Genomic DNA, 18,189 nt, shown 5'->3' with positions numbered 1-18,189 from the left:
TGAGGGGCTCCAGCGCAAGTTGGAGCCCCTTTCTTTATTCTGCGGCTGAGAAAATATTGTCGGAATTGCCTGCCATTGTGGAATAACAGGCTACAGACAAGAAAACGGGAGGACGTCATGAAGGTGCAAGGCAGGTGCTATTGCGGCAGCGTGCGCTATGAGGCCGAAGGCGAACCGATGATGGCGGCGCAATGCCTGTGCCGCGAATGCCAGTACATCACGGGCGGCGGACCGAACTTGTTCATGGCGATGCCGACCACCGGGTTCAAATACACCGCCAGCCAACCCAAGCGGTTCACCCGGAAGGACCTCGAGCGCGCCGTGACGCGCGAATTCTGCTCGGAATGCGGCACCCATCTGGTGACCAAGGTGCCGGGCCTGCCCGCCACGATCCTGAAGGTCGGCACGTTCGACGACCCCAGCGTATTCACCCCGCAGATGACGATCTACACCTGCGACAAGCAGACCTTCCACCACGTCCCCGACGGCAAGCCGTCGTTCGAGAAGCTGCCGGCGCGGTAGTCGTCAGGCCGCGAGCGCGTCTGCGCGACCCGTTGGCTGCATCCGAGCTACAGGTCTCTTGTCTTCTCCTTCCCCCTAAAAGGGGGAAGGTCGGGATGGGGGTCAGCCGCAGGCGACACTGCAAGCGGATAGACCAGATCCCCACCCGCTTTGCTCTCCGAGCAAAGCGACCTCCCCTTTCCAAGGGGAGGTTGGAGCAGTCGTCGCCCGGATGCGCGAAGCTCACGCCGCGTCGCGCGCGTGCTCGACGCGGTCGCGGCCATGGCGCTTGGCGGCGTAGAGCGCCTGGTCGGCGGTTCGCATCAAACTGCCAAGATCGAAGCCGGAATCCTTCAAAGTGAAGCCGATGCTGATCGTCACCGGCAGAAGGGTCACGCCGTCGAGGATGGTGCGCGCCGCGCAATCGCGGCGGATTTCCTCGGCGCCGCGCGCGGTCTGCTCGTGGCTCAAGCCGGTCACGACGGCTGCGAATTCCTCGCCGCCGTAGCGGGCGACCAGCGCGCCGTGCCGGATCGCGAACTGGCGCAGCACGTCGGCGATCTCGACCAGCACCTTGTCGCCGATCTCATGGCCGTAGCGGTCGTTGATCGACTTGAAATGATCGATGTCGCACATCAGGACCGCCACCGATGCGCCACCAGCCTGCGCCCGGTCCAGCGCCGCGGCGGCCTCAGTGTCGAAGCCGCGCCGGTTCAACAGGCCGGTCAGCTGGTCGGTCTGCGAGATCTGGGCGAGCTCGCGGCGGGTATGTGCGAGCTCCAGCATCAACAGGCCGGCGCGATAGGACATCGCGCCGCTGAGCGCGATCGAGATAAAGACGCCGGCGGTGAGCCCGAACAGCTGCATCTCTCCGACCGTGATCGGCGCGGCCAGATCGCGGCCGAACACCAGCATGCCGATGGTGAAGGACATCAGCGCGGTCATGCCGGCGGCAATCGCCATCACCTTGCCGGTGCGGCGCAGAACATCGCCGTGTGTCTCGATCCTGATGGCCATGTCCGTCTGCACGTCCTCGCAATACGCGAGATCATTCGGTCGTGCTGTGTTGCGAATTGCTGAAGGAACTCGTGACGTCCGCGCTGGCCTCAATGGTGGGTAAAGCGGATCACTCGAATGCACGGCAATGGTGTCAGTCGATCAGGACTTCCTCGTCCGGCAGCTCGCTTGGCGCGCCGTCGCGCAAATAGCTTTCGAGGATGCCGGCCAGCGACAGCGGCGTGAGGCGTTCCTCCGCGCGGGATAGATCGGCGATCGGCCACCAGCGAAAGCAATCGAGCACCTTCGCCTCCGTCTTGTCGCTCATCACGGGCGCGAATCGATCCGTGTGGACGATCCGGTATTCTTCCCTCTGGGAGATCCGTCGGCCGCCCCAGTTGAAGACGTGATGTCGCCGCCAGACGGCGGGACCAAGCTCGAAATCGACCAGCCCCAATTCCTCGGCCAATTTCCCGCTGCAACGCCGCTTCGGACGTCTCGCCGTCCTCGACACCGCCACCGGGCGCGATCCAGAAACAGTCGCGGCCGTGCGGCGGGCGAATCCGGATCAGCAGGACTTCACGTTCACCGGTGATGATGAGCGCCCTGACGGCGCGGCGATGGATCATGTCTCGGTGCAATTTTGATGCGGCTTTTCAATGCGTTTTCTGAGGGGGTGCTGATATCACGCGCCGGCCAAACGTGCCGCGCCGCCGATGGTTAATCGCGTCTTAACCTCGCCCTATCTATGGTGATTTGATCGGTTTACGGTCGGCTCCCCCTCACCTCCGACCGCAGTGAAAGTGCTGGCTTTTCAACCATGGCAATGACCGCCTCATCCGGCGTGGCGCAAGGCGCCGCCGATGCCACATCCGCCGGCCAGGCCGAGCGTTCCCCGTTCTTGCGTACAACCGAGCTGCTGGCGCCCTATCAGCCGGCCAAGCCCTTGATTACGCTGTCGTTAGGCGAACCGCAGCACCCGGTGCCCGAGTTCGTCGGGCCGGTGCTGGCAAAGCACACCGCCGAGTTTGGCCGTTACCCGATCGCCAAGGGCATCGAGCCGTTTCGCCGCGCGGTCGCGACCTGGCTATCGAGCCGGTTCCAATTGCCGCGGCCGGTCGATCCTGAGAGCGAGGTGATGGTGCTGAACGGTAGCCGCGAGGGGCTGTTCTTTGCCGCCATCACCGCGTCGCGCTATGTCGCCGCGCGCAAGGGCCGGCCGGCGATCCTGATGCCGAATCCGTTCTATCCGGCCTATGGCGCCGGCGCTCGCGCGGCCGGTTGCGAGCAGATCCATCTGCCGACCACGCTCGCCAACGGTTTTCTGCCCGACCTTGATACGATCGACGAGGCGACGTGGGCCCGGACCGTCGCGTTCTTCATCGCCTCGCCGGCGAACCCGCAAGGCTCGGTCGCCTCGCGCGCCTATTTCGCGCGGCTGAAAGAGCTCGCCGACCGGTTCGGCTTCATGATTCTCTCCGACGAGTGCTATTCGGAGATCTACACCCGCGAGGCGCCGGGCAGCATTCTCGAATGCGCCGGTCCCGACTTCAGCAATGTGGTCGCGTTCCAGTCGCTGTCGAAACGCTCCAACCTGCCGGGCATGCGGGTCGGCTTCGCCGCCGGCGATCGGAAGTTTCTCGCTGCATTCCACGAGCTGCGCAACGTCGCCGCACCGCAGGTGCCGGTGCCGCTGCAGCATGTCGCGGTCGCCGCCTATAGCGACGAGGCGCACGTCGAGGAGAATCGCAGGCTCTATCGCATCAAGTTCGATTTCGCCGACCAGATTCTCGGCAACCGCTACGGCTACAAGCGTCCCGCCGGCGGCTTCTGCGTCTGGCTCGACGTCTCTGACCGCGGCGGCGACGAGGCGGTGACCGTCAGGCTCTATCGCGACGCCGGCGTTCGCGTGATTCCGGGCAGCTATCTGGCGCGCGAGCAGAACGACGGTTCCAATCCGGGCGCGGGCTATATCCGCCTTGCGCTGGTCTCCGACAGTGAATCGACGGCCGAGGCGATGCATCGCCTGGTCGAAACCCTGGGTTAATCGCGAAGCGCGAAGATTGAGTATGCCAGCGATCGAACGTGTCATCCCCCTGGTCGGCCATCTGCCGCTCTCGTTGCGCGAGGCGCTGGCGCGACGGCTGCGCGAACTCACCGGGCTCGGTCTGATCGCGCTGTCGGGCGCCGTCACCGCTGCGCTGATGACCTGGTCGGTGCAGGATCCGTCGCTGAGCCATGCCACCTCGCGCGCGATCCGCAACGTGCTCGGCTATCCCGGCGCGATCGGCGCCGACCTCTTGATGCAGATTCTCGGCCTCGGCGCCATCATGCTGCTGTTGCCGGTCGCAGTCTGGGGCTGGCGGATGCTGACGCATCGTCCGTTCGACCGCGAGGCGCTGCGGCTCGGCTGCTGGATCCTGTGCACGGTGATCGCAGCGGGCTTCGCCAGCTGCTGGCCGCACAACACCGCATGGCCATTGCCGACCGGGCTCGGCGGCGTGGTCGGCGACGCGCTGCTGCGTGCGCCGGCCGTGGTGTTCGGGCCGCCGGGCTTCATCTATCGCGTCGTGCTCGGCCTGATCCTGTTTGCCGCGATGGCCGCGAGCTTCCTGTTCGCCTGCGGTTGGGGCGCCAAGGAGCAGGACGAGGAGCTGACGCCGATCTCTGACGACGACGAGCCGTTCGTCGAGGACGAAGACAACGACCGCAGCTCGGTCTCGCTGGGCTGGCTGTTCCACGCGCTGATGAGCGCGAAGGCGCGGCTCGGCTGGCTGTTATCGACCGCCTACAAATCGCTGGTCTCGAGCGGATCGCAGGGCCGCAGCGTTGCCTTCGAGCGCCAGGAGCCCAATATCGGCGGCGGCCGATCGGCGCCCTCGATCGCGCCCGCCCATGACGAGGACGAAGACGACACCGAGGCTTTCGACGACGAGGAAGAAGAGGAGGACGAGGAGGAAGCTCCCGTTGCCCGCGCCCCGCGCAGGAAGGCCGAGCCGAAGCCGAAGAAGAAGAACTCCGACAAGTTCGAGCTGCCGTCGGTCTCGGTGCTCAGTGCGCCGAAGGCGAGCGATCGCCAGCCGCTGAGCAAGGCCGAGCTCGAAGCCAATTCGCGTTCGCTGGAAGGCGTGCTGCAGGATTTCGGCGTGCGCGGCGAGATCGTCAAGGCCAACCCGGGCCCGGTGGTCACGCTGTACGAACTGGAGCCCGCGCCCGGCATCAAGTCGTCGCGCGTGATCGGATTGTCCGACGACATCGCCCGCTCGATGAGCGCGCTGTCGGCCCGCGTCGCCGTGGTCGCCGGCCGCAATGCAATCGGCATCGAACTGCCGAACGCGCATCGCGAGAAGGTCTACCTGCGCGAGCTCCTGGTCGCCAAGGAAAGCGTCGATTCAGTTGCGAAGCTGCCGCTGTGTCTCGGCAAGACGATCGGCGGCGATCCTGTGATCATCGACCTCGCGCGCACGCCGCATATGCTGATCGCCGGCACCACCGGCTCCGGCAAATCGGTCGCGATCAACACCATGATCCTGAGCCTGGTCTACCGACTGCGTCCGGATCAGTGCCGCCTGATCATGGTCGACCCGAAGATGCTCGAACTCTCCGTCTATGACGGCATCCCGCATTTGCTGACGCCCGTTGTGACCGACCCGAAGAAGGCCGTGGTCGCGCTGAAATGGGCGGTGCGCGAGATGGAAGAACGCTACAAGCGGATGGCCAAGCTCGGCGTGCGCAACATCGACGGCTACAATGCGCGCCTCGTCGAAGCCAAGGCCAAGGGCGAAGAGCTGACGCGCACCGTGCACACCGGCTTCGACAAGGAGAGCGGCAAGGCGATCTACGAGGAAGAGAAGCTCGACCTCGAGCCGCTGCCCTACATTGTCATCATCGTCGACGAAATGGCCGACCTGATGATGGTCGCCGGCAAGGACATCGAAGGCGCGGTGCAGCGCCTCGCGCAGATGGCGCGCGCCGCCGGCCTGCACGTGATCCTCGCCACGCAGCGTCCGTCGGTCGACGTCATCACCGGCACGATCAAGGCGAACTTCCCGACCCGCATCGCCTTCCAGGTGACGTCGAAGATCGACAGCCGCACCATCCTCGGCGAGATGGGCGCCGAGCAGCTGCTCGGCCAGGGCGACATGCTCTACATGGCGGGCGGCGGCCGCATCAGCCGCGTGCACGGCCCGTTCGCATCCGACGAGGAAGTCGAGAAGGTGGTGCGCCACCTCAAGACGCAGGGCCAGCCGGAATATCTCGAAGCCGTCACCGCGGAGGAGCCGACCGACGAGGACGGCGCCGTGTTCGATGCCACCGGCATGGGTGGCGACGGCGGCGGCGATCTGTTCACGCAGGCGGTTGCGATCGTCAAGCGCGACCGCAAGGCGTCGACCTCCTACATCCAGCGCCGGCTGCAGATCGGCTACAACCGCGCCGCCTCACTGATGGAGCGGATGGAACTTGAGGGCATCGTCGGCCCGGCGAATCACGCCGGAAAGCGCGAAATCCTGGTCGGGGAAGAAGAAGGCCAGTTCTGATCGGGGGCGATCATCACGGAAAAACCATATCTCCCTCGGAAGAGGCGGGATAAAATCCGGCGAAGCGGGACGAGCGTCGAACAGAGACCTGACATATCTGATGGCAAAACATCTCATTGACCGCGGCGCGCGCACTGCGCTGGCTCTTCTCGTCACCGCCGCGATCGCCGGCGGCGCGACTGCGCAGAATGCGCCGGCGACGCCGAAATCCGTGGCCAACGCGGGACCCAAGGCTGCGCCCAAAGCCAAGGACGCCGGCGCGCAGAGCAATGCGGACAAGGGCCCGGCCACCACGGGCGCCACGCAGGCGCCGCCGGACCCGGTGATTCCCGATCCGCGCCGCAACGTGCCCGCCAACATCTTCCAGACCTTCGACGCCAACCAGAAGGCGCAGGCCGCCAAGGTCTCGGCCTATCTGTCGTCGCTGCAGACGCTGGTCGGAAATTTCGTCCAGGTCGGTCCCGACGGCACCAAGACCAAGGGCGATTTCTACATCCAGAAGCCCGGCAAGCTGCGCTTCGAATATGACAATCCGAGCACCATCGAGGTGATCGCCGACGGCTCGTCTGTCGCGGTGCGTGATCGCAGGCTCGCCACCCAGGACATCTATCCGCTGTCGCAGACCCCGCTGCGCTATCTGCTGTCGGACCGCATCGACCTGATGAAGGACACCAACGTCGTCAGCGTCGCCGCCGACGACGTGTTCGTCAGCATCACGATCGAGGAGAAGCAGGCGCTGGTCGGCACCAGCCGCTTCCTTTTGATGATCGGCGCCAAGGACGGTAAGCTCAAGCAGTGGACCGTCACCGATCCGCAGGGCTACGACACCACAGTTGCGGTCTACAATCTCGACGCGACGCAGAAGCCCGATCCGGGGCTGTTCAAGATCGATTTCACGACCTATCCCGGTTCTTCGCCGGGCTAGCCCATCCTTCTCCCTCGCCCCGCTCTTGCGGGGTCGAGACGAACGGAGCTCGCTCTTAGAGGGCTGGGGTGAGGGCTGCCTCCGCAAATTCGCCAGACGTGAGCACGCGGTGAGTCCCCCTCACCCGGATCGCATTTGCATGCGATCCGACCTCTCCCCGCAAGCGGGGCGCGGTAGGAGTCCGCCCTGTGGACAATTGAAATTCACCGCGAGAACCGTGCTAAGACGCACCTCTCATGCGGTTCTCCCTCACCACCTGGAACATCAATTCGGTGCGCCTGCGCATCGACATCGTCGCCAAATTCCTGAAGAGCGCGCGGCCGGACGTGCTGTGCCTGCAGGAGACCAAATGCATCGACGATGCGTTTCCGCTGAAGCGCTTCAAGCGGCTCGGCTATGAGCACGTCGCGCTGAACGGACAGAAGGGCTATCACGGCGTCGCCATCGTCTCGCGGCTGCCGTTCGAGACGACCGACATCCGGACGTTCTGCGACAAGATCGACTCGCGGCACATCTCGGTGTCCTTTGGCGAGAAGGCGCAGCTCTCAAAGCCGCTGGTGCTGCATAATTTCTACGTGCCGGCCGGCGGCGACATTCCCGATCCCGCGCTCAATCCGAAGTTTGAGCACAAGCTGCAATTCCTCGACGAGATGAAGGCGTGCGAGCCGCTGCATCCGCGCGGCGACGACCGTCACATCCTGGTCGGCGACCTCAACGTCGCGCCGCACGAGAACGACGTGTGGTCGCACAAGCAGCTGTTGAAGGTGGTCTCGCACACCCCTGTCGAGACCGAGAAGCTGCTCGCAGCGCAGGCCCATGGCGAATGGTTCGACATCGCGCGCGAGCGGATCCCGATGTCGGAAAAGGTCTACACTTGGTGGAGCTATCGCGCCGCGGACTGGACCGTCGGCGACCGCGGCCGCAGGCTCGATCACATCTGGGTCTCGCGCGCGCTGAAGGATCAGGTCAGCGATTTCAAGATCACCCGCGACGCCCGCAGCTGGGAGCGGCCGTCGGATCATGTGCCGGTCACGGCGGTGATGGAGGTTTGATCCCGCTGTCGTCCCCGCGAACGCGGGGAGATGGAGTCACGTTTGAAGTGCAACGATTGATTTGAGTTTGGAGAATGCCTCGGCGGGTGTCTTGAAGTCCAGGCATTTGCGTGGGGTATCGTTGAGGCGCTGAGCGAGGCGCCTGAGGGCGGCTGCCGTGATGAACTTGAGGTCAGTTTTGCGTGGCAGAGAGCGTCGTAAGCGCCCGATGGAGTTTTCCACGCCGCCTTTTTGCCAGGGACTATGGGGATCGCAGAAGAAGGTTTGGACGCCGAGGGCGTTGTGAAGCCTGTGATGCTCGGCGAACTCGGTTCCGTTGTCGAAGCTGATGGTTTTACGGATCGCCTGTGGAAGCTTGCCAAGTTGACGGGCGATGGTCCGAGCGGTGAGGACAGCTTTCCGATCGCGTGGGTGCAGCACGATGCTGAAGCGGGTTTGTCGCTCGTGGAGAACCAGCAATCCTTGGCCATATCGCGCGAACAGCATGAAGTCGGCTTCCCAATGACCCGGCGTCCCGCGGCCTTCGACCTCGGAGGGTCGTTCATCGATCGAGCGCCGTTGTTTAATGAAGCTGGCAGGGCTGCCGCCTGGGCGGCGCCGGCGCCCTCGTCTGAGTTTATGGCACGGCAGCAGGCGGTGCCAGTAATCCTTCTGGGCCGTACGATGATAGATGAAACGATAGATTGACTCGTGGCTGATCATGACGCGACCATGTTCTCGCGCCAGTCGACCAGCGATCTGCTCCGGCGAATGTCCCATCGCAAGGCTTTTGCCGACGCAGTCCCGCAGGGCCGGCTGGCGCGCCAGCTTGAAGCGGCCATCCTGCCGTCGCCGACGTTCGGCCAATTGTTGAGCCCGGACGGGCTCGTAACCGCCCTTCCAGACCTTGGTAGGCCGCGAGTTGCGCTTCAGCTCCCGACTTATCGTCGACGTCGCTCGGTCAAGCGCAGACGCAATATCGTTTTGAGATTTACCGCCTGCATGCAGGCGGTAAATCTCAACGCGCTCTTCAAGGCTGAGCTGGCCATAACATTGTCCCATCGCCACAACACCCTAGCAGGTGTTGCACTTGTGTCGTGAACCCAAGGGAACCCATAACCACAGCGCTCCGAAACTGGCAAAGTCGTCGACCCGCGTGCCCTAAAGATGGGCCGCGGCGTATGGGTCCCGGATCGCGCTCGCGATGCTCGCTTGTCCGGGACGACGAGGAATTACGTGCTCAACTTCCCGCCCGCTATCAGGATATCGCTCGCGAGCTGGCTGGTGCGCAGCGCGAGTTCGTCGCGTAGCCGGCGGGCAGCGGCCGGATCGCTTTCCAGCACGCGCTGGAACAGGCTGCGCGCGACGCGGATCACCGAGCCGCGCTCCAGCGCGATCGCGGTCGAGGGCCGTTTCATCGCGACGATCAGCGCGAGCTCGCCGATCAGCGCGCCGGGACCGGCGATGATCTCGGCGCCGCCTTCCTCGACCCGGAACGTGCCGCGCTGCACGACATAGCCGGCATCGGCCGTGTCGCCGGTCTTGAACAGCACCTCGCCTGCGTTGAAATCGCGCTGCTCGGAGCCGATCGCCAGCATGCGCAAGGAGCTGTCGCCCAACAGACGCATCGTCGGGACCTGCTCAAGCAGGGCTACGTCATCATCGATCGACATTCAGGGCCGGTAACCGCGGTGCGCCTCGACTTCACGAATCGTTGAGCGCGAAGCGTATCACGGCACCAGCTTGTAGCCACCGGCTTCCGTCACCAGGATTTCCGGATTGGCGGCGTCCTTCTCGATCTTCTGGCGGAGGCGGTAGATGTGGGTTTCCAGCGTGTGGGTGGTGACGCCGGAATTGTAGCCCCAGACTTCCTGGAGCAGGGTCTCGCGCGACACCGGCATCTGGCCGGCGCGGTACAGGAAGCGCAGGATCGCGGTTTCCTTCTCGGTCAGCCGCACCTTGCGAGCATTGGCGCCGGTGAGCATCTTCGAGCCGGGCCGGAACGAGTAGGGGCCGACCGAGAACACCGCGTCCTCGCTAGCCTCGTGCTGGCGCAGCTGCGCCCGGATCCGGGCCAGCAGCACCGCGAAGCGGAACGGCTTGGCCACATAGTCGTTGGCGCCGCTTTCCAGGCCGAGGATGGTGTCGGAATCGGTGTCGTGGCCGGTCAGCATGATGATCGGGGCCTTGAAGCCGCCCTTGCGCAGGCTGCGCACCACTTCGCGGCCGTCGGTGTCGGGCAGGCCGACATCCATCAAGACCAGATCGGGAGAATTGGCTTTGGCGGCAGTGGCGCCCTTGGCGCCGGTGTCGACTGCGGAGGCTTCGAATTCCTCGTGCAGGGACAGCTGCTCGACCAGCGTATCGCGCAGATCGGTATCGTCATCCACGATCAAGATCTTGCGGGCATTGGCCATAGGTACAATCCTTCGGGGGCGGGGCGGTCAGAAGCGGGGGACGCTCATGGCCGTAGCATCGGCTAGATACGTGCTCAGGTAGGCCGTCGTTACCGATTCACAAGGCAGCGCAGTCTACCTCAAATCCGGCGGGGTAGGACGTGAATGTCCTGTAATGCCGGGGGATAGAATGATCGAACCGCCCAAGGCAAGTTCAGTTTTGAATGATTCTTAAGGGAACACCAGCTATTTCAATCACTTATATGACAGAGAAACGTGATCGCCCGCTCTCCGCCATCGAGGTCCGCAGCGCCGCCGGCGACCCGCGCCGGGGCTGGCTGACGGCCGATGGCTGGACCGTTCCCGTGGCGCTCGGACGCGGCGGCATCCTCGCCAACAAGCGTGAGGGCGACGGCGGCACGCCGCGCGGCATCTTCCATCCGCGGCAACTCTGGTGGCGCGCCGACCGGCACCGGCGCCCCGTGACCTTCCTGCCGGCGCGGCCGATCCGCCGCGAGGACGCCTGGTGCGAGGACCCCGCCGATCGCCATTACAACCAGCCGATCCGGCTCGACCGCGAGCAGGGCGGCGACCGCCTGACGCGCGAGGATCACCTCTACGACTTCATTGTCGAGATCGACCACAACGCCGCGCCGCGCATCGCCGGCCGCGGCAGCGCCGTGTTCCTGCATCTGGCGCGGCCGAATTTCGCGCCGACCGCGGGCTGCGTCTCGATGACCAAGGCGTCGATGCTGCGGCTGCTGCGGCGGATGTCGCCGCAGACCAAAATCATCATCGGGTAAAATTCTCGAATAGCTGAGCATCGGTTTTCCCACGCGACAAGCGCGACGCGTATGTGCTGAGATTGCGCGCAGCAGAAAAACATTCCCAAGAATGATTCACGGGGTAAGCGAAAAACCATGCTCGACAACAACCAGATCGCCGCCGCTGCAAAAGTCCTGCGCGATCACTGGCGTGCCGGAACAAAACTCGGCGCGCTCGACAGCGCCATGCGGCCGCGCGACCGCGCTGAGGGTTACGCGGTGCAGGCTCAGCTGGAAAAGACATCGCGCGAAAAACTGTTCGGCTGGAAGATCGCGGCGACCAGTGAGGCCGGCCAGAAGCATATCAATGTCGCGGGACCGCTCGCCGGACGCATCCTCTCCGAAACATTGATCGCTGATGGCGGCACCGCATCGATGAAGGGCAACGAGATGCGCGTCGGTGAACCGGAATACGCCTTCCGCATGGCGCGCGATCTCACGCCGCGCACCACACCGTACAGTGTGCAGGAGGTGCTCGACGCGGTCGGCACGCTGCATCCCGCGATCGAGATTCCGGATTCACGCTTCGCCGATTTCGCATCAGCCGGCGAGGCGCAGCTGATCGCCGACAATGCCTGCGCGCATCTGTTCGTGCTCGGACCCCCAACGTCGGCCGACTGGCGCGCGATCGATCTGATCGAACAACACCCGACCTTCACGCTGCGCGGCGAGCGCTACACCGGCCACGGCAAGAGCGTGCTCGGCGATCCCCGTGTGGCACTCGCTTGGTGCGCCAACGAGTTGCGCGCGCTCGGGCTGACCTTGCGGGCAGGGGAAGTCGTCACCACGGGCACCTGCCATCCGCCGCTGCCGATTCAGGCCGGCGATATGTTTGCAGCCGATTTCGGCGCGATCGGAAAGGTGTCAGTGAAGTTTACTTGAACTGCGCGCTCGCCGCACACACCGCCGTCGTCCCGGCGAAAGCCGGAAGGCATAACCACCGCTGTCGCTTGCAAGATGAATGTCTCGCCGCGTGCCCCTTGCGATGGCCGCGGCGTATGGGTCCCTGCTCCCCGTGCGCAATTGCGCACTAGGCAGGGACGACGGTTAGTTGTGTACCACCGTCCGCGTCCCGAAGATCGCCGAGCCCACCCGCACATGGGTTGCGCCCATCTGGATCGCCACGGCGAAATCCGCGCTCATGCCCATTGACAGATTCTTCAGCCCGTTGCGCGCGGCGATCTTGGCGCACAGCGCGAAATGCGGCGCCGGGGCCTGGTCGACCGGCGGAATGCACATCAGCCCTGAAATCTGCAGGCCATATTTGTCGCGGCATGCCGCGATGAAGGTATCCGCATCCTGCGGCGCGACGCCGGCCTTCTGCGGCTCCTCGCCGGTATTGATCTGGACGAACAACTCCGGATGCTTCGCTTGATTTTTGATTTCCTTGGCTAACGCTTCGCAAATGCTGGCGCGGTCGACCGAATGGATCGCATCGAACAGCGCGACCGCTTCCTTGGCCTTGTTCGACTGCAACGGCCCGATCAGATGCAGCTGCAGTCCCGGATGAGCCTGGATCAATTCCGGCCACTTGCCCTTGGCCTCCTGCACGCGATTTTCGCCAAATACGCGCTGTCCGGCGCCGATAATCGGTAAAATTGCGTCGGCCGCGAATGTCTTCGACACCGCGATCAAGGTCACTGAGGCGCGGTCGCGCCGCGCTTCCTTGCAGGCGCGCGCGATCTCTTGCTCCACGGCGGCGAGGCCGTGTGGTGAATCAGCCGATAACGGCGCGGTCGGGCTTTGTGTCATGCTTGTGCCGTTCTCTGACAGGCGCGGGGGGTTGGCTCGAATTTTACCAAATTCGGGAAAGGCTTTTTGAAGCCCTTCACTCTACCTTGCGCCCGGGCAAGGGACCAGAATGTCGGGCGTCACTTTCAACCGCAACCGGGTCAGACTCAAGAAGGTTCTGGGCATTCGCGCCCGGCTCGCCTTGCTTGCGCTGATGCTGGTCGCGCCCTTGATGCTCGATCGCATCCGCACGCTGGAAGATTCCCGCAGCAAGCAGATCGCCCAGGCCGCGGCAGGCTATGCCAGCCTCACCGCGCATGCCGCCGAAACCCAGCGCGAGGTGGTCTCCTCGGTCGAGACCATGCTGAAATCCGCCGCCTATATCCGCGCCTCCAGCGGCATTGGGCAGAGCTGCGAGGTGCTGCGCGCCAGCCTGCCGACGATCCTGCCCTGGATCCGCAGCATCATGTTCGTCTCCAGGGACGGCGTGGTGCAGTGCTCCACCCTCAACATGCAGGTCGGGCTCGATCTCGGCGACCGCGAATATTTCAAGAAGGCGCAGGAGAATCGCGGCTTCGTGTTCAGCGACTATCTGCGCGGCAAGACCAACGGCCGTCCGATGATGATGGCGGCCTATCCGGTGGCCGCGATCAATCCGGAGCTCGATTCCGTCGTGGTCGCCGGCATCAACATCGACTGGCTGTCGCAGATCATGGCCAATCTCGGCGGCCAGCCCGGCATGTCGGCCGTGCTGGTCGACTCGACCGGCGTCGTGGTCGCAGCCCCCGCGGATCATGCGAGCCTGATCGGCCGCTCGCTCGACACCATCCCCTTGATGTCGGCGATCGCGGAGAAGGCGCTGAGCTACGACGAACCGTCAGGCTCGGTGTCGTTCACGGCGTCCGACGGCGCGCAGCGCACGGTGAGCTTCGCCCGCATCGCTGGAACGCAATCGCGCCTGATCGTGAGCATGGATGAAGCCAAGGTGACGGCGGCGATCAGCCGCGAGATCCGCACCGCCTATCTGCAGCTCGGCTTCGTCTGCCTGTTTGTGCTGCTCGGCGCCCTGGTCGGCGCGGAGCGGCTGGTCATCCATCCGATCGAGCTGATGACCAGCATGGCGCGCCGGTTCGGCGAGGGCGACTGGTCGGCGCGCGTCGCCAAGCACAGACTGCCGTCGGAATTCGTGCCGCTGGCGCGCGCCTTCAACGCGATGGCGGCGCAGCTCAGCCAGCGCGAGCGCGAACTCGTCGCCTCCAACGATCGTCTCACCGTGATGGCCTCGATCGATGCGCTGTCCGGCCTTGCCAACCGCCGCGGCTTCCAGAGCCGGCTCGATTTCGAGTGGATGCGGGCGCAGCAGTATGAATGCGAGCTGTCGCTGATGATGATCGATGTCGATCACTTCAAGCTCTACAACGACACCTACGGCCACCCCGAAGGCGACGTCTGCCTGACCCGGATCGGCGAGACGCTGGCCGGGATCGCCGCCGACACCATGGGCTTCGCCGGCCGCTACGGCGGCGAGGAATTCTGTCTGTTGCTGCCGAACACCGACGCCGCGCACGCGCTCGCGATCGGCGAGACAGTGCGCACGGCAGTGCTCGGGCTCGCCGTGCCGCACGCGCCCTCAAGCCATTGCGTCGTCACCGTCAGCGTCGGCGTCGCCACCACAAAGCCGAACGAGACCCAGCGCCCCGGCGACCTGATCGAAGCGGCCGATGCCGCCCTCTACGCCGCCAAACGCCGTGGCCGCAACGCCGTGATCGAGCACGGCTTCTTGCAGACGCTGGATGAAGCCGGGATGGCGCTGGCGAGCTGAGCGGCGTCGCGAGAATGCGGAACCATGACCACCGGCGGCGCCACACATTGTCGTCCTGGCTTTCACCAGGACGACGGGGAAGGTTGAGGGCGGCGCCCCCTGCGACAGCGGCAGGGCGGCTGCGCGACCGGATCGGGCGTTTGGAGCCCCCAAGCCGTTGACCCCATGGGCGATTTTATGGCCTAGTCCGCCGTCCCCGGATGGGACCCGAAAAATCACCCAAAGCCACCCAGAATCCCTGCGATTTCATGACCGCCGAACGCTACAACGCCCGTGAATCCGAGCCCCGCTGGCAAGCCACCTGGGACGAAAAGGCGATCTTCGCCTCCAAGAACGACGATCCGCGGCCGAAATACTACGTGCTCGAGATGTTCCCGTACCCGTCGGGGCGCATCCATATCGGCCATGTCCGCAACTACACGCTCGGCGACGTGCTGGCCCGCTTCATGCGCGCCAAGGGCTTCAACGTGCTGCACCCGATGGGCTGGGATGCGTTCGGCCTGCCGGCGGAGAATGCCGCGATCGAGCGCAAGGTGGCGCCGAAGGCCTGGACCTACGACAACATCGCCGCGATGAAGAAGCAGCTCAAGTCGATCGGGCTGTCGCTCGACTGGAGCCGGGAATTCGCGACCTGCGACCCCAGCTACTACAAGCATCAGCAGAAGATGTTTCTGGACATGCTGCGCGCCGGCCTCGCCGAGCGCGAGAAGCGCAAGCTGAACTGGGACCCGGTCGACATGACCGTGCTCGCCAACGAGCAGGTGATCGACGGCCGCGGCTGGCGCTCGGGCGCCATCGTCGAGCAGCGTGAGATGAGCCAGTGGGTCTTCAAGATCACGAAGTACTCGCAGGAGCTCTTGGAGGCGCTGGACGGTCTGGACCGCTGGCCCGACAAGGTGCGGCTGATGCAGCGCAACTGGATCGGCCGTTCCGACGGCCTGTTGATCCGCTTCGCGCTGGATCCGGCGACGACGCCGGCCGGCGAGAGCGAGCTGAAGATCTTCACGACGCGGCCGGACACGCTGTTCGGCGCAAAATTCATGGCGATCTCGGCGGACCATCCGCTGGCGCAGGCGGCGGCCGCGAAGAACCCGAAGCTCGCCGAGTTCATCGCCGACATCAAGAAGATCGGCACCGCGCAGTCGATCATCGATACCGCCGAGAAGCAGGGTTTCGACACCGGCATCAAGGCAGTGCATCCGTTCGATCCGAGCTGGAAGCTGCCGGTCTATGTCGCGAACTTCGTACTGATGGAATACGGCACCGGCGCGATCTTCGGCTGCCCGGCGCACGACCAGCGCGACCTCGACTTCGTCAACAAATACGGCCTCGGCAACGTGCCGGTGGTCTGCCCCGAGGGCCAGGACCCGAAGACGTTTTTCATCACCGACACCGCCTATGACGGTGACGGCCGCATGATCAATTCCCGCTTCCTCGACGGCATGACGATCGACGAGGCCAAGGAAGAAGTTGCCAAGCGACTGGAGAGCGAGCTGTGCGGGAACGCGCCGGTCGGCGAGCGGCAGGTGAATTTCCGGCTGCGTGACTGGGGCATTTCGCGCCAGCGCTATTGGGGCTGCCCGATCCCGGTGATCCACTGTCCCAAGTGCGACGTGGTGCCGGTGCCAGACGACCAGTTGCCGGTGACGCTGCCGGAGGATGTCAGCTTCGACAGACCGGGCAACGCGCTCGACCATCATCCGACCTGGAAGCACGTCACTTGCCCGAAATGCGGCGGCAAGGCCGTGCGCGAGACCGACACGATGGACACCTTCGTGGACTCGTCGTGGTATTTCGCGCGCTTCACCGATCCCTGGAACGCGACCGCGCCGACCACGCCCGCGGTCGCCAACCGGATGATGCCGGTCGACCAGTATATCGGCGGCGTCGAGCACGCGATCCTGCATCTGCTCTACAGCCGCTTCTTCACCCGCGCGATGAAGGCCACCGGCCACATCGACATGAGTGAGCCGTTCGCCGGCATGTTCACCCAGGGCATGGTGGTGCACGAGACCTACCAGAAGGCCGACGGCAGCTGGGTCACACCGGCCGAGGTGAAGATCGAGGTCGGCGGCAACGGCCGCCGCGCGGTGCTGATGGCGACCGGCGAGGACATCGCAATCGGCCCGATCGAGAAGATGTCGAAGTCGAAGAAGAACACCGTCGACCCCGACGACATCATCGCAAGCTACGGCGCCGACGTCGCGCGCTGGTTCATGCTGTCGGACTCGCCGCCGGATCGCGACGTGATCTGGAGCGACGAACGCGTACAGGGCGCCTCGCGTTTCGTGCAGCGGCTGTGGCGGCTGGTGAACGAATCGGCCGAGATCGCCAAAGCGGCGCCGGCGGGCCGGCCGGGCACCTTTGGGCCCGAGGCGCTGGCGTTGCGCAAGGCCGCCCACGGCGCGCTCGACAAGGTGTCGTCCGGGATCGAGCGGCTGCATTTCAACGTCTGCCTCGCCCATATCCGCGAATTCGCCAATGCGCTGTCCGAGGTGCTGGCGAAAGGCGACAAGCCGGCGCCGGACGTGGCCTGGGCGGTCAAGGAAGCCGCGACCATCCTGGTCCAGCTGTTCTCGCCGATGATGCCGCATCTGGCCGAGGAGTGCTGGGTGGTTCTGGGCCAGTCCGGGCTGGTTTCCGAGGCCGATTGGCCGCAAATCGAACGCGATTTGCTGGTCGAAGACAGCGTGACCCTGGTCGTCCAGGTCAACGGTAAAAAACGAGGTGATGTTACCGTGCCACGGGCGGCGCAAAATGCGGATATAGAGGCTGCCGTTTTGGCGCTCGATGCGGTAAAAGCCGCACTGGGCGGCAAACCCGTCCGCAAGGTGATCGTGGTGCCCATGAGGATCGTCAATGTTGTCGGCTAGGATCAGGATCGCCGCCCGGCTCGTGGCCGTGGCAGCCTTGGCCGCGCTGACGGCTGGTTGCTTCCAGCCGATGTATGCCGAGCGCACCCTCGACGGTCAGTCATCCGCCTTGCGTGAAAAGCTGATGGGCGTCGAGGTTCCCCCGGTCGACAAGGCGAACGCGTCCCGCGAGGCCCGGGTCGGCGTCGAGGTCCGCAACGCCCTCGCCTTCAAGCTCTACGGCACCGCCACCGGCGCGCCGCCGACGCACCGGCTGGTGCTGCGCTTCACCACCAGCCGCTCCTCGCTGATGATCGATCCGACCACCGCGCTGCCGAGCAGCGAGAATTACGGCATCGACGCCCAGTTCAACCTGGTCGAGATCGCCTCGAACAAGTCGGTCATGACCGGCACCACGTTCTCGCGCGTATCCTACGACATGCCGGGCTCCTACCAGCGCTTCGCCCGTACCCGCGCCCTCCGCGACGCCGAGGACCGCGCCGCGCAGGAGATCGCCGACAACATCCAGACCCGCCTCGCCTCGTTCTTCTCAGCCGGGACCTGATCGCCGCA

16 protein-coding genes and 1 pseudogene are annotated in these 18,189 nt (G+C 64.8%); 10 read left to right on the top strand and 7 right to left on the bottom strand.

Translation table 11 applies throughout. From position 1 onward, the window contains the following. The first annotated feature begins 117 nt into the window (after nt 1–117). Nucleotides 118–522 carry a GFA family protein gene (locus ACVW1C_RS19805; RefSeq protein WP_456759850.1) on the top strand — a complete coding sequence of 135 codons (405 nt, stop codon included), beginning with the start codon at nt 118–120 and terminating at the stop codon, nt 520–522. A gap of 222 nt (nt 523–744) precedes the next feature. Here the strand turns inward: ACVW1C_RS19805 and ACVW1C_RS19800 are convergent, their stop codons facing one another. The 3 genes and pseudogenes from ACVW1C_RS19800 to ACVW1C_RS19790 form a co-directional block, all read right to left on the bottom strand. Further along, the gene (locus tag ACVW1C_RS19800) at nt 745–1,518 is read right to left on the bottom strand and encodes a GGDEF domain-containing protein (RefSeq protein ID WP_456759849.1); all 774 of its coding nucleotides are present in this window, start codon (nt 1,516–1,518) and stop codon (nt 745–747) included. 133 nt (nt 1,519–1,651) lie between these two features. Continuing rightward, the gene (locus ACVW1C_RS19795; protein WP_456763298.1) at nt 1,652–1,954 is read right to left on the bottom strand and encodes a hypothetical protein; all 303 of its coding nucleotides are present in this window, start codon (nt 1,952–1,954) and stop codon (nt 1,652–1,654) included. 70 nt (nt 1,955–2,024) lie between these two features. Further along, a pseudogene (locus ACVW1C_RS19790) lies at nt 2,025–2,126 on the bottom strand (NUDIX domain-containing protein); the annotation flags it as partial. A 191-nt stretch (nt 2,127–2,317) separates the two neighbouring features. On the opposite strand from ACVW1C_RS19790, the gene ACVW1C_RS19785 reads away from it, so the two are divergent. The 4 genes from ACVW1C_RS19785 (at nt 2,318) to ACVW1C_RS19770 (ending at nt 8,012) form a co-directional block, all read left to right on the top strand. Further along, nucleotides 2,318–3,544, top strand: a complete 1,227-nt coding sequence (locus ACVW1C_RS19785; protein ID WP_456759848.1) for an aminotransferase class I/II-fold pyridoxal phosphate-dependent enzyme — start codon at nt 2,318–2,320, stop codon at nt 3,542–3,544. Between the two features lie 16 nt (nt 3,545–3,560). After that, complete coding sequence (locus ACVW1C_RS19780; RefSeq protein WP_456759847.1) at nt 3,561–6,035, top strand: DNA translocase FtsK; 2,475 nt, start codon at nt 3,561–3,563, stop codon at nt 6,033–6,035. A gap of 100 nt (nt 6,036–6,135) precedes the next feature. After that, nucleotides 6,136–6,960, top strand: coding sequence for an outer membrane lipoprotein carrier protein LolA (locus ACVW1C_RS19775; RefSeq protein WP_456759846.1), 825 nt, complete (start codon nt 6,136–6,138; stop codon nt 6,958–6,960). Between the two features lie 236 nt (nt 6,961–7,196). After that, a complete protein-coding gene (locus ACVW1C_RS19770; protein WP_456759845.1) occupies nt 7,197–8,012 on the top strand; it encodes an exodeoxyribonuclease III in 816 nt (271 codons plus the stop codon). Between the two features lie 36 nt (nt 8,013–8,048). Here the strand turns inward: ACVW1C_RS19770 and ACVW1C_RS19765 are convergent, their stop codons facing one another. The 3 genes from ACVW1C_RS19765 to ACVW1C_RS19755 form a co-directional block, all read right to left on the bottom strand. After that, nucleotides 8,049–9,053 (bottom strand): IS30 family transposase, encoded by a 1,005-nt coding sequence (locus tag ACVW1C_RS19765; protein ID WP_456759844.1) that lies wholly within the window; start codon nt 9,051–9,053, stop codon nt 8,049–8,051. Between the two features lie 170 nt (nt 9,054–9,223). Further along, a complete protein-coding gene (locus tag ACVW1C_RS19760) occupies nt 9,224–9,664 on the bottom strand; it encodes a Crp/Fnr family transcriptional regulator (RefSeq protein ID WP_456759843.1) in 441 nt (146 codons plus the stop codon). A gap of 57 nt (nt 9,665–9,721) precedes the next feature. Next, on the bottom strand, nt 9,722–10,408 hold the full coding sequence (locus ACVW1C_RS19755; RefSeq protein ID WP_016841446.1) for a response regulator transcription factor: 687 nt from the start codon (nt 10,406–10,408) through the stop codon (nt 9,722–9,724). A gap of 242 nt (nt 10,409–10,650) precedes the next feature. On the opposite strand from ACVW1C_RS19755, the gene ACVW1C_RS19750 reads away from it, so the two are divergent. Together ACVW1C_RS19750 and ACVW1C_RS19745 are read left to right on the top strand one after the other, a co-directional pair. Beyond that, nucleotides 10,651–11,190, top strand: a complete 540-nt coding sequence (locus ACVW1C_RS19750; RefSeq protein ID WP_456759842.1) for a L,D-transpeptidase family protein — start codon at nt 10,651–10,653, stop codon at nt 11,188–11,190. A gap of 117 nt (nt 11,191–11,307) precedes the next feature. Next, nucleotides 11,308–12,093, top strand: a complete 786-nt coding sequence (locus tag ACVW1C_RS19745; RefSeq protein WP_456759841.1) for a 2-keto-4-pentenoate hydratase — start codon at nt 11,308–11,310, stop codon at nt 12,091–12,093. 165 nt (nt 12,094–12,258) lie between these two features. Here the strand turns inward: ACVW1C_RS19745 and ACVW1C_RS19740 are convergent, their stop codons facing one another. Next, a complete protein-coding gene (locus ACVW1C_RS19740; RefSeq protein WP_456759840.1) occupies nt 12,259–12,963 on the bottom strand; it encodes a YggS family pyridoxal phosphate-dependent enzyme in 705 nt (234 codons plus the stop codon). Between the two features lie 109 nt (nt 12,964–13,072). On the opposite strand from ACVW1C_RS19740, the gene ACVW1C_RS19735 reads away from it, so the two are divergent. The 3 genes from ACVW1C_RS19735 (at nt 13,073) to lptE (ending at nt 18,181) form a co-directional block, all read left to right on the top strand. Further along, nucleotides 13,073–14,764 (top strand): sensor domain-containing diguanylate cyclase, encoded by a 1,692-nt coding sequence (locus ACVW1C_RS19735; protein WP_456759839.1) that lies wholly within the window; start codon nt 13,073–13,075, stop codon nt 14,762–14,764. A 248-nt stretch (nt 14,765–15,012) separates the two neighbouring features. Then, a complete protein-coding gene (gene leuS / locus ACVW1C_RS19730; RefSeq protein ID WP_456759838.1) occupies nt 15,013–17,637 on the top strand; it encodes a leucine--tRNA ligase in 2,625 nt (874 codons plus the stop codon). After that, nucleotides 17,624–18,181, top strand: a complete 558-nt coding sequence (gene lptE / locus ACVW1C_RS19725) for an LPS assembly lipoprotein LptE (RefSeq protein ID WP_456759837.1) — start codon at nt 17,624–17,626, stop codon at nt 18,179–18,181. The genes leuS and lptE overlap by 14 nt, the downstream gene beginning before the upstream one ends. Nucleotides 18,182–18,189: the final 8 nt, after the last annotated feature.

The organism is Bradyrhizobium sp. USDA 4011 (assembly GCF_054063415.1).
This window is presented reverse-complemented; position numbering and strand designations above follow the sequence as displayed.

Bases quoted from the DNA above. Each gene is read 5' to 3' on its own strand.
- ACVW1C_RS19805 (WP_456759850.1), top strand. From the start codon at position 118: ATGAAGGTGCAAGGCAGGTGCTATTGCGGCAGCGTGCGCTATGAGGCC.
- ACVW1C_RS19800 (WP_456759849.1), bottom strand. From the start codon at position 1,518: ATGGCCATCAGGATCGAGACACACGGCGATGTTCTGCGCCGCACCGGC.
- ACVW1C_RS19785 (WP_456759848.1), top strand. From the start codon at position 2,318: ATGGCAATGACCGCCTCATCCGGCGTGGCGCAAGGCGCCGCCGATGCC.
- ACVW1C_RS19775 (WP_456759846.1), top strand. From the start codon at position 6,136: ATGGCAAAACATCTCATTGACCGCGGCGCGCGCACTGCGCTGGCTCTT.
- ACVW1C_RS19770 (WP_456759845.1), top strand. From the start codon at position 7,197: ATGCGGTTCTCCCTCACCACCTGGAACATCAATTCGGTGCGCCTGCGC.
- ACVW1C_RS19765 (WP_456759844.1), bottom strand. From the start codon at position 9,053: ATGGGACAATGTTATGGCCAGCTCAGCCTTGAAGAGCGCGTTGAGATT.
- ACVW1C_RS19760 (WP_456759843.1), bottom strand. From the start codon at position 9,664: ATGTCGATCGATGATGACGTAGCCCTGCTTGAGCAGGTCCCGACGATG.
- ACVW1C_RS19755 (WP_016841446.1), bottom strand. From the start codon at position 10,408: ATGGCCAATGCCCGCAAGATCTTGATCGTGGATGACGATACCGATCTG.
- ACVW1C_RS19750 (WP_456759842.1), top strand. From the start codon at position 10,651: ATGACAGAGAAACGTGATCGCCCGCTCTCCGCCATCGAGGTCCGCAGC.
- ACVW1C_RS19745 (WP_456759841.1), top strand. From the start codon at position 11,308: ATGCTCGACAACAACCAGATCGCCGCCGCTGCAAAAGTCCTGCGCGAT.
- ACVW1C_RS19740 (WP_456759840.1), bottom strand. From the start codon at position 12,963: ATGACACAAAGCCCGACCGCGCCGTTATCGGCTGATTCACCACACGGC.
- ACVW1C_RS19735 (WP_456759839.1), top strand. From the start codon at position 13,073: ATGTCGGGCGTCACTTTCAACCGCAACCGGGTCAGACTCAAGAAGGTT.
- leuS (WP_456759838.1), top strand. From the start codon at position 15,013: ATGACCGCCGAACGCTACAACGCCCGTGAATCCGAGCCCCGCTGGCAA.
- lptE (WP_456759837.1), top strand. From the start codon at position 17,624: ATGTTGTCGGCTAGGATCAGGATCGCCGCCCGGCTCGTGGCCGTGGCA.